Annotated in this window: 12 protein-coding genes; 10 read left to right on the top strand and 2 right to left on the bottom strand. The window is 69.8% G+C overall.

What is annotated here, in order from left to right; translation table 11 throughout:
- The first annotated feature begins 47 nt into the window (after nt 1–47).
- The 4 genes from ACK59X_RS09250 (at nt 48) to ACK59X_RS09235 (ending at nt 3,479) form a co-directional block, all read left to right on the top strand.
- Entirely contained in the window at nt 48–566 is a 519-nt protein-coding gene (locus tag ACK59X_RS09250) for a hypothetical protein (RefSeq protein WP_409956724.1), read from the top strand.
- A 202-nt stretch (nt 567–768) separates the two neighbouring features.
- Nucleotides 769–2,169, top strand: a complete 1,401-nt coding sequence (locus ACK59X_RS09245; RefSeq protein WP_409956722.1) for an L-serine ammonia-lyase — start codon at nt 769–771, stop codon at nt 2,167–2,169.
- A gap of 73 nt (nt 2,170–2,242) precedes the next feature.
- Complete coding sequence (locus ACK59X_RS09240; RefSeq protein WP_409956721.1) at nt 2,243–2,824, top strand: hypothetical protein; 582 nt, start codon at nt 2,243–2,245, stop codon at nt 2,822–2,824.
- Between the two features lie 223 nt (nt 2,825–3,047).
- Nucleotides 3,048–3,479, top strand: coding sequence for a hypothetical protein (locus ACK59X_RS09235; RefSeq protein ID WP_409956719.1), 432 nt, complete (start codon nt 3,048–3,050; stop codon nt 3,477–3,479).
- 36 nt (nt 3,480–3,515) lie between these two features.
- Here ACK59X_RS09235 and ACK59X_RS09230 read toward each other — a convergent pair whose 3' ends face one another.
- Both ACK59X_RS09230 and ACK59X_RS09225 read right to left on the bottom strand, forming a co-directional pair.
- Complete coding sequence (locus ACK59X_RS09230) at nt 3,516–7,163, bottom strand: DEAD/DEAH box helicase (protein ID WP_409956717.1); 3,648 nt, start codon at nt 7,161–7,163, stop codon at nt 3,516–3,518.
- A 239-nt stretch (nt 7,164–7,402) separates the two neighbouring features.
- The gene (locus ACK59X_RS09225) at nt 7,403–7,708 is read right to left on the bottom strand and encodes a hypothetical protein (protein WP_409956746.1); all 306 of its coding nucleotides are present in this window, start codon (nt 7,706–7,708) and stop codon (nt 7,403–7,405) included.
- A gap of 175 nt (nt 7,709–7,883) precedes the next feature.
- Here ACK59X_RS09225 and ACK59X_RS09220 point away from each other — a divergent pair, with 175 nt between their 5' ends.
- From ACK59X_RS09220 to ACK59X_RS09195, 6 genes are all read left to right on the top strand, one after another.
- Complete coding sequence (locus ACK59X_RS09220; RefSeq protein ID WP_409956715.1) at nt 7,884–8,780, top strand: amino acid ABC transporter substrate-binding protein; 897 nt, start codon at nt 7,884–7,886, stop codon at nt 8,778–8,780.
- A gap of 185 nt (nt 8,781–8,965) precedes the next feature.
- On the top strand, nt 8,966–10,276 hold the full coding sequence (locus ACK59X_RS09215) for an HD-GYP domain-containing protein (RefSeq protein ID WP_409956713.1): 1,311 nt from the start codon (nt 8,966–8,968) through the stop codon (nt 10,274–10,276).
- 139 nt (nt 10,277–10,415) lie between these two features.
- On the top strand, nt 10,416–11,255 hold the full coding sequence (gene hpnD / locus ACK59X_RS09210; protein ID WP_409956711.1) for a presqualene diphosphate synthase HpnD: 840 nt from the start codon (nt 10,416–10,418) through the stop codon (nt 11,253–11,255).
- Between the two features lie 23 nt (nt 11,256–11,278).
- The gene (locus ACK59X_RS09205; RefSeq protein WP_409956709.1) at nt 11,279–12,091 is read left to right on the top strand and encodes a hypothetical protein; all 813 of its coding nucleotides are present in this window, start codon (nt 11,279–11,281) and stop codon (nt 12,089–12,091) included.
- A complete protein-coding gene (gene hpnE / locus ACK59X_RS09200; protein ID WP_409956707.1) occupies nt 12,088–13,395 on the top strand; it encodes a hydroxysqualene dehydroxylase HpnE in 1,308 nt (435 codons plus the stop codon). The genes ACK59X_RS09205 and hpnE overlap by 4 nt, the downstream gene beginning before the upstream one ends.
- 146 nt (nt 13,396–13,541) lie before the next feature.
- Nucleotides 13,542–14,450: Bug family tripartite tricarboxylate transporter substrate binding protein (locus tag ACK59X_RS09195; protein ID WP_409956706.1), on the top strand; the 909-nt coding region annotated here is incomplete at its 3' end.

Genomic DNA, 14,450 nt, shown 5'->3' with positions numbered 1-14,450 from the left:
GCAGCACCGCCACGCCCGCCGCCGGCCCGGCCGCAGCGCCGCCGCGCGTGGCGGCCCGCTTGCGCGTGGGCGTGCGGCACGCGGCCACGTCGCTGTGCCTGCGCATCGCCTGCCTGAACGCCGCGGCCACCGGGGCGCCCTCACCCTCTGCGGACGTGGAGCAGGGCATGGCCCAGGTGCTGGCCGCTGCCGACCGCCTGCTGCGCGAAGCCGGCAGCCACCAGCACCGCAACACCTCGTGCGAGCTGTTCGTGCGCGACCCCGCCCACACGGCGGAGGCCAGGCGCATGCTGTGCGGCTGGATGGCCGGCGGCCTCGTGCGCCAGCAGGTGGCGCCACCGGCCGTGCATGCGCACTCGCTCGCAAGGCCGCAGCCCTGTGCGGCCGGCCCGGCGGCTGCGACACCCCAGGTGGAGATGGCACTGGTGGTGGCGCACCGGGCGGACGCCGGCGCCGGGTCAGAAACCTTCATGGGCGGCAAGCACGCCCAGCGACACCACTTTGAGCGCTGCCATGGCGGCCGCAGAGCGGCACGGAAAATCATTCAGACGCTATTGAAGCGATAGCAAATGGACACCGGTGCCGGCGTCCCGCTCAGGGATAACGCTTGTGCCGCCGCCATGCCGGGCGGTTAGCCTCGCATCCACCCCAGTGCCAAGAGCGCTGCGGGTGCGAAAGGACGCAAGTCAGCGATGGTGCAACCGCGCCATCGCTGTTGTCTGCGGATCCATCGAATTCACCGGCCACCCCCACCGCGAGCCCCCTTCCATGTCCGTCAGCGTTTTCGACCTCTTCAAGATCGGCATCGGCCCTTCCAGCTCACACACCGTGGGGCCCATGATCGCAGCGCGGCAGTTCGCCTGCCACCTGCAGGCCACGGTGGGCCTGGCGGCGGTGCACAGCGTGGTGGTGGAGCTGTTCGGTTCGCTCTCGGCCACGGGCGTGGGCCATGGCACCGACACTGCGGTGCTGCTGGGCCTGGCCGGGCACGAGCCCGAGCACATCGACCCCGACCAGATAGCGCCCACCATCGCCCACATCCGCGCCAGCCGCAGCCTGGCCCTGCTGGGCGAGCACAGCGTGCCCTTCGTGGAAAAAGAGCACCTGCTGTTCCGCCGCCGCAGCCTGCCGCTGCATCCCAACGGCATGGCCTTCCATGCGCTGGATGCCAACGGCGTGAAGATTGCCGAGCGCGAGTACTACTCGGTGGGCGGCGGCTTCGTGACCGATGCGGCCGGCGAGCGCGTGCTGAACTCGGCTGCGGCATCGGGGCCCGGCGCCGCCGGGCATGGCAACGGCCTGCCCTACCCCTTCAGCACCGGGGCCGACCTGCTGGCCCAGTGCCAGGCCACGGGCATGGCGGTGAGCCAGATCATGGTGGCCAACGAACTGCACTGGCGCAGCGCCGCCGAGCTGCGCCGCCAGTTGCTGGCCATCTGGCACACCATGGCCGGTGCCGTGCAGCGCGGCTGCGCGGCCACAGGCACCCTGCCCGGCCCCATGCACGTGCGCCGCCGCGCGGCCGAGCTGCACAAAAGCCTGAACACCCAGTCCGAGGCCGCCCGGCACGACCCCTTGTCGATGATGGACTGGGTGAACCTGTACGCCATGGCCGTCAACGAGGAGAACGCCGCCGGTGGCCGCGTGGTGACCGCACCCACCAACGGCGCGGCCGGCGTGATCCCGGCCGTGCTGCAGTACTACGTGAACTTCCTGCCCGGCGCCGATGAGGAAGGCATCGCCACCTTTTTGCTCACCGCCGGCGCCATCGGCATCATCTACAAGAAGAACGCCTCGCTGTCGGGCGCCGAGGTGGGCTGCCAGGGCGAGGTGGGCGTGGCCTGCTCCATGGCCGCAGGCGCCCTGGCCGCCGTGATGGGCGGCAGCCCCGAGCAGATCGAGAACGCCGCCGAGATCGGCATGGAGCACAACCTCGGCATGACCTGCGACCCCGTGGGCGGCCTGGTGCAGATCCCCTGCATCGAGCGCAACGCCATGGGTGCCATCAAGGCCATCAACGCCGCGCGCATGGCCCTGCGCGGCGACGGCCAGCACGTGGTCTCGCTCGACAAGGTGATCAAGACCATGATGCAGACCGGCGCAGACATGAAGGTCAAGTACAAGGAAACCTCGCGCGGCGGTCTGGCGGTGAACGTCGTCGAGTGCTGAAGCCCGGTGGCCGCCCCCTACTCCGGTAGGGTTCTCATGGACCGGGCAGGCCCACAGAATCGGGCTTTTTGCCATGACCACACTGCTGCCTGCCACTTCACCCACCGCCTTTGCAACCTGCCTCTCGCTGATCGCCGTCACCGCCGCACTGGCCGGCTGCGGCGGCGGCAGTGACGACCCACCCCTGCAGGACGTGGCCCTGCTCGCGGGCGACTGGCAGTCCCAGGGCTGCACGGTGATCAGCAGCCAGCTGAGCCAACGCGGCCTCTTGCGCCTGGTGCGCCAGGACGCCACGCGGTTCACCCAATCCTATGGTACGGTGAACCATGCCAACGGCGACTGCACGGGCAACGGCACGGTACAGCTCCTCCCGCCGGAGACGGCCACTCCTCTCGTGGTGCGGAGCACAGCCTCCACCGGCTCCCTTGCCGTCTTCTGGGCGCACTGGACGCAGGATTCGGCCGACACCAAGCCCTATGGCCGCTGGGCGCTCCAGGGAGATGTCATGTGCCCCGTGTTCTACGCTGTCGTGGTGGCCATCTTCCCTGCGCCACCGCCACCACCGCCGCACACCTCCTACGACCTGGAAACCGCCACACGCCAGACCGACGAGATGCTGCAGCGCAGGGCCTGCTACACGCGCATGCCCGCATAGGCCGCTGCTCGGCGAGCCCGCGCGCTCAACCCGCCGCGACATGCGCGGCATAGACGCGCGGGCACGGGGCATTGATGTGCGGGAAGACGCGGGTGGCGCTCATGGGCGCAGGGGTAGCGGCAGTTTCCGCCGAGGACAGGCGGCCGACACGTCTTCGGCCGTCATAAGATGGCAACACCACTGCGCAGTGTGATTCTCCCGTTCCATCATCCCAAGGAGCCCCATGTCCAACAGCCAGTTCGCCTTCATCCAACGCCAGTCCATTCCCGACCGCGCCACGCTGCAGGCCTCGCTGGACCGGCTCGGCTTCGACCTGCAACTGAACCCGGACTTCACGCCCTTCGACGACTCGGGCTTTCTGCCCTTCACGCTCAACGGTGCAGAAGGCCCGGGGTTCGAGATCCACTACAGCGAAGCGCAGGATGTGGTGGGTGACGACGAGGGCTTTGCCGCCATGGCCGGTGGCCGCGACTACTGCATCACCATGACCTGGGGTGGCCGCATGAAGGACCTGGCCTGCGTGATGATGGTCAGCTGCGCACTGGCCCAGGACTTCGGCGCGGTGGTGTCGTACGAGGGCGAGGAGCCCCAGCCACTGGACGAGATGCTGCACACCGTGCAGGTGGCGCTCAAGGAAGCGGCCAAGGAAAAGTAAGCAGTCGGTCCCGCTGCGGACCAGCCGCTCTACTACTTACGTGAACGTCCGCTTGGGCACCTGCCGGGCCAGCTCCGCAAAATGGCCCACGCTGCCCCAGGCCGTGCGCGAGCCCACCACGTACAGCCGCGACTTGGCGCGCGAGGCCATGACGTTGAGGATGTTGGGCACACCGCCGGCCCACTGCCGGGCACCCTTCTCGCCGGCCATGGGCGCGCCCAGCACGGCGATCACGACCTCGGCCTCCTTGCCCTGGAAGGTGTGGATGGTGCCCACGCGTTCGTCGAGCCATTTGCGCGCATCGACCCCGAAAAGCTCGAACAGCTGGGGCTCGGCGCGCAGCAGCAGGCGCATTTCCTGCGCCACCACGCGGAACGGGCAGATCACGTAGATGTCCGGGTTCTGCACGCCGGCGCGGGCCAGCTTGCGCAGCATGCGCATGACCACCTGGCCTTCTTCGGCGCTCCACTTGGGCGCGCTGGCTGTGGAGCTGGTGTCGGGGTCGAACCAGGCCGACGGGCCCAGCACGTCGGCGACGTCGCCCACGCTGTCCGGCCCCATGGCCGGCACCATGCGGTTGTCGTAGGCGATGGCGTTGGACACGCCGAACATCGGCTCCTGGAAGCGGCGGCGCACCAGCAGCGGCAGGCCCACCACGCGTTCGCCGTCGGGCGTGCTGAAGCGGGCCTTGACGGCGCTGGCGCTGTCGGCCAGGGTCTGCACCGAGGCCTGCGGGGCGCACCAGAGCGCCCGGTCCACACGGTGCTGCAGCGAGATCTGGCTCACCAGGTTGTCGGGGATGGTGACCACGGGCGGGATCTGCAGCGTGTCGCCCACGATGACGGCGCGCCGCGCGCGCAGCAGCGCACCCACGGCCGCCTGGGGCGTGGCCTGCCCGGCCTCGTCCACCAGCAGCCATCCGACCGCTGCCGGCGGCAGGTCGCCCAGCATGCGGTGCACGGAGGCAAAGGTGGTGGACACCACCGGCACCACCAGGAACAGGCTGGACCACAGGTCCGGCAGCAGCTGGCGGCGGGCCGTGTCGTGGAAGGTGCCCGACTGCAGGGCCGCCATCAGCACGCCCAGGTTGTGCTCCATCTTGTGGGCGGCCACGGTGACAAAGGCCTTTTGTACCTCGAGCGCGGCGACGAACAGCTTCTCGCGCTCCTTGTGGATCTGGTCGTTGAGCCAGGGCATGGCCAGGTTCCAGGCCTCGTGGCCGCGGTCGAAGAAGGATTCGTCGACGAACCGGTCACCGATGCGCGTGTAGGCCTCCTTGAGCATGGCGCCCAGGTTCTCGGCTTCGCGCTGCGCGGTTTCGAGCTGGGCGTTGATGGCGCCCAGTTCCTCGGCAAAGCCCTTTTGCCGCTGTGCCGCGGCTTCCAGCGTAGCCTGGGCCTGCGCTTCGGCGCGCACGGCCTCGCGGTGCACGCCCTCGCGCGCAGACGCCTCGGACATCCAGCGCCGGAAGGTCTCCGACACGAACACCCGCGCCGAAACGCCCGGGCGGGTGGCCTGCAGGGCCTGCAGCTCGCGCTCGGCTGCCACGACGGCCGCGCGGGCCTTGCTGGAGCCATCGATCGCCAGGGCGTAGGCGGACGATGCCGCGCTCAGCGACCGGGCAGTGGCCGCGTGCCTGCCGTGCAGCTGGCCGATGTCGTCGCGCAGGCGGGTCAGCCGCGGCTCCAGCGTGCGCGCCTCTTCCAGCCGGGCCAGGATGGCTTCGACCGAGCGCTTGAGGTCGATGAATGACTTGCGCACCCGCTTCCACTGCTGCAGGGCCGCCTCGCCGCTCAGCGGCCGCTCGGCCGCGACGATGCGGGGCGCCACCATCCGCGGCGGCTGGCCTTCGCCGGCCGGCTCCTCGCGCGATACGTCCAGCCCGCGCGCCGCCTTGAGGTAGGTGCACAGGCCGAAGTCCTCGTGCAGCCAGAAGCGCTGGCGGAAATCCCGGCGGTTGCGGCTGTTGCCGAGGGCGGCAGCCATCAGCCCCCAGGGCTGGTCGGCGGGGTCGGAGGGGAAGTTCCGCTCCTCGCCGTACATCAGGGCCTGGGCAATGGAGGCAAAGTAGCGCGGGCCGGGGTCGATGCTGCGGCCCGAGGGCAGTTCGCGGCTGACGTTCTCGACCGCCTTGTTGTTGCTCGATGCGACCAGCACCTCGAAGCCCTTGAGCCGCGGGTCCAGCCCGTGCAGGTGCAGGAACTCGCCGTCGCCCACCTGAAAGCGCTGGCCGGTCGGGATGAAGGCCTTGTTCGGGTCGTCGAACTCGACCAGCCGGGCCGCGCGGCTCTCCACGCAGTGGGCCACCAGGTCGCGCAACAGGGTCATCTTGCCCGTGCCCGGCGGGCCGTTCACGGCCAGAATGCCCTGCCGGTCGCCCGCGAACTCGCCGCGCGCCGCATTCACGGCCGCCTGCTGCAGCGTCACCACCGGGTGGCTGCCCCGGCTGGGCCAGCGCGCCGGCGGGAAGCGAGCGGGCGCGATCAGCTCCGCGATGGCCGCGGTGTCGCTGAGCAGATCGCGCGCGGGCGCCGGCTTCAGCACCGACAGGTAGCGCTGCAGGATTTCGGGCACCGCGCCGGCCGCATCCACCATGGCGCAGGCCTTGGCCAGGTCGTCGAGGTAGAACGAATTGATGGGCGGCGAATCCGGCGCCCCCTCCAGCTTGGGGTGGCGGTACAGCCGCGCCACGAAGCTCGGTGGCAGCACATGGTCGGGGCGCAGGCCCAGTGTGCTGCACAGCCAGGCATGGCAATCGTTGATCGCCTTCCACTCCAGCGGCAGGGGGCGGCCCTCGCCGTCCACCCGGGCCAGGCGCCGGTGCAGCTGCTCGCGCAGGATTCTTTCGGCCTCGGGCCAGCGCGCGAGGCTGCCGGCCTTGCCGCGCAGCACCGCAGGCACGCCCCATGCAAAGCTGGAGATGGACACGGCCTCGGGGCCGGCGGGCAGGCCGTCCTGGTCCACGATGGCCATGGCGATCGGTGCCCGGTGCCTTTGGTAGGTGCGCGCCTCCTCGTCCTTGCCGAACGAGGACAGCAGGTCGTTCATGCACATTTCCATGCTGACCTCGCCGAAAACGACCAGGTAGAACAGCCGGAACGGCGGCTTGTAGGACTGCTCGCCGCGCTGCCATGGCAAGGGTTCGCCATCGGCCTTGGCAAGGGACGCACGGTCGCCACCGACCAGCGTTGCCGGGTCGGTATAGGCCAGCGGCGCCAGCACCTCCAGCGACAGCCAGGTGGACAGGATGGCGTGGGCCGACTCCTGCGCGGCATGGGCCGCGGGCGCGGGTGCCGACTCCAGCGCCGCCAGCGCGTCCCGGGCCTCGGTGTCGCCGATGGCGCCTGCCATCGCGGGCCCCGGTGCCGGCATGGACGCGGAGGCCGCCACGCCCCCCAGCCCGGCGCGCGCACCCGCCGGCCGCGGTGCGGCGACAGGGAGCGAAAGGGAAAACAGTGCCCGGTCCACGGTGTCCGCCTGTGGGCTCAGTGGGGGCACAGGCAGGCCGCTGCCGGCCCGCGCACAGCCCGGCCCGTCCAGCCCTGCATGGGCTGGCGCACGATGTTCCTGTTCTGCGGTGATGGCATTGGCGGCCTCCCTCGTACCCTGAGTGTCTTGGTGCGGCGTCGGCAGACTGGCGGTGCCCTCCCCAGCATCGGGTCGGTTGGCGTGGGGGGTGGGCATGGCGGTCAAAGAATGCGCGCAGCCGAGCATGTTACATGCGACAGCCCGCCGTTCCCAGTGTTGTGCGCCCACAGATGCATGCGGCTGGTGCCGCCACACCAAAAAACGCCCGGCCTGCGGCACCTTGCCCAGAGGGCATGGACCACGGAATGGTGCAGCGGCGGAGAGCCAGGCACCCTATGGCCCGGCGTTGCGCCATGCTGCCACCGATGCCGACCTGGTCGCGTGCGGGCCGACCGCTACCGCACACGGCGGCGCAGCCGCTGCGGCAGGTGCCGGCGCTGCAGGCGCCAAATGGCCCCGACGAAGGTACCGGCCGCGCCCAGGGCCACGATCAACTGCACGTCGATCAGCGCCTCGTACGCCGCACGCACCGTGCCGCGCCCCCAGCCGCCAAGCCAGGTCGCGCCAGGACGGCAGGCGCAGGTACGGAAGTACCAGGTGGAGACGGCGTCTTGCGCAGGGCAGGCGTTCGGATGGCAAAAAGAGACGGGCCCCGGAATGATGCCGATGATCCGCTCGCCATGCCTCAGCAGGGGCTGCACCCGTGGCTGTGGCGGAATGCCGACGCCAAAACGGCAAGAAAGTGGCAAAGCGGCCACGGCCCCCTCACAATCCGCGCACGGTTCTGGGCCCACCCACAAGGCACGCTCCAGGGCACCTGCCGTCAGGCACTTTTCCATCGGGTATCCGCCCGGTTCCCTTTCTTTTCTTCCTTCCATGAAATCTGTTTCGATGCTGCGCCATCTGGCGCTGATGGCGGCACTGTTGCTGGCCAACGCCCCCACCTGGGCCGAAGACACGCTGGCGCGCATTGCCAGCTCGGGCGAGCTGCGCCTGGGCCACCGCGAAAAGTCGCTGCCCTTCTCGTACAAGGACGCCACGAGCGGCAAGGTGCAGGGCTACACAGTGGACATCTGCCTGCAGATCTTCGACGAGATCAAGAAAGAACTGAAGCGCCCGGACCTGAAGCTCAAGTACCTGCTGGTCGATGGCAAGAACCGCATCACCGACGTGAAGGACAACGTGGTGGACCTCGAATGCGGCGGCACCGCCAACACCGCGGCACGGCAAAAGGAGATTTCCTTCAGCCACCACATCTTCGTGGCGTCCTCGGCCTTCCTGGTGCGCAAGAACTCGGGCATCAAGGCGCTCGACGACCTGCAGAACAAGAAGATCGCCGTGCAGGGCAAGACCACCAACGAGAATCTGCTCAAGGCCAACGAACGCACCTTCAACCGCAAGTTCGAGTACGTGCCGGTCGAGAGCACGCTGGACGCCGTCAACGCGCTGGCCAAGGGCCAGGCCGACGCCGCGTTTGCCGACGACGCGGGCATCTGGATCCCGCTCACGCGCCTGGGCAAGTCCATGGACGACTATGCCTTCCTGGAAAAGCGCCTCTCGGTGGAGCCCTACAGCATCGGCCTGCGCCGCGACGATCCCAAGTTCAAGGAACTGGTGGACCGCGTCACGCGCCGCATGATCCAGGGCGGCGAGATGACGGCGCTGTACAAGAAATGGTTCAGCTCGGACCAGGGCACCTTGCCCATGAGCATCTTCATGAAGGAAGCGCTGCGCCGGCCGAGCGACATCGGGGTCGAGCAGATCGCGTTCTGACGCGCGGAAGACGGGCCGCAGCTGCGCCGAGCGCTGCTGGGGATGGATGAGAAGTCAGCCGCGTGCCGCAGGCCGCTCGTTGACCCCCGTCAAGCCATTGCCTGCTTCCTGACATCTGCCCAAACTCACGTCGGCGAGGGACCATAGTCGTTTTATAGTCGATAGTAATAATTTGTAGCTATTGCATGACGACGACAGACCCTCTCATGGCGGCCGGCATGGACGGGGCCGACAGCCCCCACTACCTGCGCGCCCTGACCGACATGGCCGACGAGCGCACGGTGGTGGCCGGGGCCGCCATCTACACCGACAACGGCATCAAGCTGGTGGAAAAGGGCGCGCGCATCGACAGCCGCCTGTACGACCGCCTGGTGCAGCACAAGCTGCGCGAGCCCATCGACAGCCACCTGTCGGTGGAGAACCCGGTGAACGTGGAAGCCCTGGTGGCCACCGGGCAGGACCTGGCCGGCCAGGACGTGCTGTGCAGCCTGCTGGGTGAGGCCATCGGTTCCGCGGCACAGTTGCTGTCGCCGCTGCGCGCCGTCGCTCTGCCCATGCCCGTCGCCTGCAAGCTCACCGTGATGCGCGAGAAGCGCCCGGCCCTGTACCTGCACAGCGTGCGCATGATGATGGTGTCGGTGTTCCTGGGCCTCAAGACCGCCGAACGCGATCTGGGCGCACTGGCCGCCGCGGCCCTGCTGCACGACCTGGGCGTGCTGCACATGGACCCGGCCTGGAACGACCCCGAATTCAAGGTGGTGGGTGTGCAGCGCAAGCACCTGGTGGCCCACCCCATCACCTCCATGCTGATGGTGCGCGACAGCAAGGCCTACCCCCAGGCGGTGGCCGACGCCGTGCTGGAACACCACGAGCGCATGGACGGCACCGGCTACCCGCGCGGCCTCGCGGGCGCGGGCATCTCGTCCATGGGCCGCATCCTGATGCTGGCCGAGGTCGTGGCTGCCTTTTTCGAGAAATACGAGGACATGCCCGCGCAGCGCCTGTCGCTGGTGTTGCGGCTCAACCACCGCAAGTTTCCCCCCGCCCTGGTGGTGCATATCCTGCCCCTGCTGCAGGAAGAGGTGGCGCGCGAATCGGCCCTGATGCCGCTGGGCAACGACGCCCCGCGCCAGGCCGGGCTGCTGGCCGACGCCTTCATGAAATGGGACGAGCTCAAGAGCACCCTGCCCCCGGCGGCTCTCAAGACCATGCCCTCCGCCAGCGCCTTCGCCTTCACCGATGCACGGCTGATGGCGCTGCAAAAGGCCCTGGTCGAAGCCGGCTCCCACCCCCGGCACCAGGCCGACCTGATGGCCCAGTTGCAGGGCGATGCCGTGGGCCTGGCCGAGGTGGCGCTGGTGGGGCGCGAGGCGATCTTCCAGCTCCAAAGCGTGCTCAATGCCTGCCACCGCCGCTGGCCCGACCTCGCCCAGCGGGCCACGCCGGGTGACGCGGCCGTGTCGGACTGGTGTGACTGGGCCGTTGGAAGGCTGTAAACAGGCTGGCTGGCTCTTTTGTGCTGCGCCACATCAAAAAGCATAGCGGCCCGTCCTTTGTGACAGGCGGCTGACTGCCCCCACGCCCAAATCCCGCCCGCCACCGGGCAGTCGCCCGGACATGGGACAATCAGCCTCCATGACACCGCAGCAGTACGTACAACAAAAAGCCGTCGCCTCAGGAAGCAGCTTCTACTACGCCTTCCTGTTTCTGCCGGCACCGCGCCGTGCGGCCATCACGGCCTTCTATGCGTTCTGCCGGGAAGTGGACGACGTGGTCGACGAGGTGAGCGACCCAGGCGTGGCCCGCACCAAGCTGGCCTGGTGGCAGGCCGAGGTGGCCAAGGCCTACGCCGGCCAGCCCAGCCACCCCGTGATGCAGGCGCTGATGCCGCTGGCGGCCGACTACGGCATCGAGCAGCGCCACTTGCAGGCCGTGATCGACGGCTGCCAGATGGACCTGGAGCAGACGCGCTACCTGGATTTCGCAGGCCTCACCCAGTACTGCCACCTGGTGGCGGGCATCGTGGGCGAGGTCACGGCGCGCATCTTCGGCCAGACCGACGAGCGCACCACGCAGTACGCCCACACCCTGGGCCGGGCCTTCCAGCTGACCAACATCCTCCGCGACGTGGGTGAGGACGCGATGATGGGCCGCATCTACCTGCCCGTGTCGGAGCTGCAGCAGTTCGACGTGAAGGCGCACGAGATCTTGAAGCGCCAGTACTCCGACCGCTTCACCGCGCTGATGAAGTTCCAGGCCGAGCGCGCGCACCGCACCTACGACGAGGCCCTGGCCCTGCTGCCCGACGCCGACCGCCGCGCGCAGAAGCCCGGGCTGATGATGGCCAGCATCTACCGCACCCTGCTGCGCGAGATCGAGCGCGACAACTTCCAGGTGCTGCACCAGCGCATCCGCCTGACCCCGCTGCGCAAGTTCTGGCTGGCGTGGAAGGTGCAGGCGCTGGGGCGCATGTAGTCCGCCCCCACGGGAAACCCGCCATGAGCCGTTCTGTGCGCCCTGCGTCCCTCCCGCACCTGGCCGGTGCCGCCTTGCTGGCGCTCGCTCTGGGCGCCGCCGCGCTGCCCCAGCCCGCGCACGCTTTCTGGGGCCTGCTGGGCAAGGCCGCCAGCGGGGCTGGCAAGGCAGCCGGTGGCACGGCTGGCAAGGCGGCAGGGGCTGCAGGCGCAGCCGGCGCTGCTGGGGCCGCTGGCGAGGCGGCCACTGCCGCCGGCAAGGCCGCGGGCGCCGCCGCGCTGGCCGATGATGCCGCCCGGACTGCAGGCAAGACGGCCACCGCCGACGCCGCAGGCGGTGCGGCCCACGGTTTCAGCGCCGTCAACGCCGCGCTGCCGCCCGAAGTGGCCATGTACCTGGCCAAGCCCGCCGCCAGCCTGACAGGCAGCGACACGGCGGCCATGATGGGCCTGTACCAGCGCATGGTGGCGCAGGCCGGCAAGACCGGCGACTTCAGCGTGATCGAGCGCATGCCCCAGGTGCACGGCGCCAAAACGCTGCCGCAACCCGCCCCACCCGTGCCGGTACCCGTCAAGGCGGGCGCCACGGCGCAGCCATCGCCGCCAACCAGTTCCCCGTTGTCCCCATCGGCCACCGCCGAGATGAGCCTGGCCGGGCTGCGCCTGCTCGCGCATGCCGCATCGGCCGGCCACCGCGCGGCGCAGCATGAATTGCGCGATCGCTGCGCCGACCCCGCCGTGCTGCGCACCGCGCCGGCCGACGTGCAGGCGGCCTGCAAGGCGGCCGCTGCAAGCCCTACGGCCTCCCCCGCCAAGCCCCGGCCTGCGGCCACATGAAGAAGGTCGCGGTCATCGGCGCCGGCTGGGCCGGCATGGCTGCGGCCATCGCACACGCCCAGACAGGCCACGCCGTCACCGTGCTGGAGGCCGCACGCACCGTGGGCGGCCGCGCGCGCGCCGTGCAGGCCACCCTGCCCGACGGCACGGCGGCCAAGCTGGACAACGGCCAGCACATCCTCATCGGCGCCTATACCGAGAGCCTGCGCCTGATGCGCCTGGTGGGCGTGGATGCAGGCACTGCCCTGCTGCGCCTGCCGCTCACCCTGCAGTTCCCCGACGGCTCTGGCCTGGCCCTGCCCGACCTGCCGCCCCCGTTCGACGCCGTGCTGGGCATTGCCCGCGCACGTGGCTGGGGCTGGGGCGACAAGCTGGCCCTGTTGCGCGTGGCCAGCCGCTGGCAGCTGGGCGGCTTTCGCTGTGCACCCACGACCTCCGTCGCGGACCTGTGCGCCGGCCTGCCAAAGCGGCTGGTGGACGAGTTCATCGACCCGCTGTGCGTCTCGGCCCTCAACACCCCCGCCCACGAGGCCAGCGGCCAGGTGTTCCTGCGCGTGCTGCAGGACAGCCTGTTCAGCGGACGGGGCGGCTCGAACCTGCTGCTGCCACGGGTGAACCTGGGCGCCCTGTTCCCCGAGGCGGCAGCCCGCTGGCTGGCCACGCAGCATGGCGGGGCAGTGCATGCCGGGCAGCGCGTGCAGGGTATCGCGCAGCAGGCCGACGGGCGCTGGGAGGTGCAGGGCACGGACTTCGCCGGCCCTTACGAACACATCACCCTGGCCTGCCCACCCTGGGAGGCCAGCCGCCTCATCGCCAGCGCCACGGGCTTGCCCGCGGAGCACGACGCCAGCCGCCAGCAGTGGTGCGCAGCGGCCGATGCGCTGCGCTTCGAAGCCATCACCACCATGTATGCCCATGGCACGGGCGCGCGCCTCGCCCAGCCCATGCTGGCACTGCGCAACACGGCAGAGATGCCCGCGCAGTTCGTGTTCGACCGCGGGCAGCTCGACGGCCTGCACGGCGTGCTGGCCTTCGTGGTGAGCGCCAGCACCGGCGAGCGCGCGGTGGTCACCGAGCAGGTGCTGCGCCAGGCGGCCGAGCAACTGGGACTGCCCGGCCTGCAGGCCCTGCAGACGGTGGTGGAAAAGCGCGCCACCTTTGCCTGCACGCCCGGCCTCGCACGCCCCGGCATGCAGGTGGCACCCGGCCTGGCGGCCTGCGGTGATTATGTGGACGGGCCCTACCCCGCCACGCTGGAAGGCGCCGTGCTGTGCGGCACGGCCGCCGCCGCACTGGCACGCTGAGCACGCCTCGGGTAAACCCCGAGTCTTTCACGCCCCCGAAGGCACAGGATGGGCCCCGACTGACAGCATTCCGAAAGCACGGCCGCGCGACCATCGGCGCAGGCCCCTTTATTTTCTTTCGAGCCGCTTCTGACGGAGACAAACCCATGCATCCCTTCTTCCACCCCCACGACCCATCCCCCACTCTTGACGCGCGCCGCCGCCAACTGCTGTCCGCCGGGGGCGCCGCTGCCCTCGCGGGCCTGCTGCCCGGCATGGCCCGGGCGCAGGCCGCGTGGCCCGCCAAGTCCATCCGCTTCGTGGTGCCCTTCGCGCCCGGCGGCAGCTCGGAGATCGTGGCACGGTCCACCGCGGCCGAGCTGACCAAGACCCTGGGCCAGAGCGTGTTCGTGGACAACAAGCCCGGTGCCGCCGGCAACATCGCCATGTCCGAAGTGGCGCGTGCGGAAGACCAGCACACCCTGATCCTGGGCCACATCGGCACGCTGGCCGTGAACCCTTACATCTTCGACAAGCTGCCCTACGACCCGAACAAGGACTTCAAGCCCGTGAGCCTGCTGGCCAAGGTGCCCAGCCTGTACGTGGTGCACCCCGACGTGCCGGCCAAGAACCTGCGCGAGTTCATCGCCTACGCCAAATCCAAGCCGGGCAAGCTGAGCTACGGCTCGGCTGGCAATGGCAGCGCGGGGCACCTGGCGTTCGAGTACCTGAAGATGGCGTCCGAGATGTTCATGCTGCACGTGCCCTACCGCGGCACCGGCCCGATGTTGACCGACCTGCTCTCGGGCCGGGTCGACGCCTCGGCCGTGGGCGCCGCCGCCATTTTGCCTTTCATCAAGTCGGGCAAGGTGCGCTGCATCGCCACCGGCTCGGCCAAGCGCCTGCCCCAGCTGCCCGACGTGGGCACGGTGGCCGAGCAGGGCTTCCCCGGCTTCGAGATGACGCAGTGGTACGGGCTGATGGCGCCGGCCAACCTGCAGCCCGCGTACGCCGACAAGCTGGCCGTGGCCGCCGCCCGTGCGGTGAAGGAGCCGGCCGCACTGGAGCGGCTGTCC

Origin of the sequence: Acidovorax sp. (assembly GCF_046339755.1) — a bacterium.
Taxonomy (GTDB): Bacteria; Pseudomonadota; Gammaproteobacteria; order Burkholderiales; family Burkholderiaceae_C; genus Acidovorax.
This window is presented reverse-complemented; position numbering and strand designations above follow the sequence as displayed.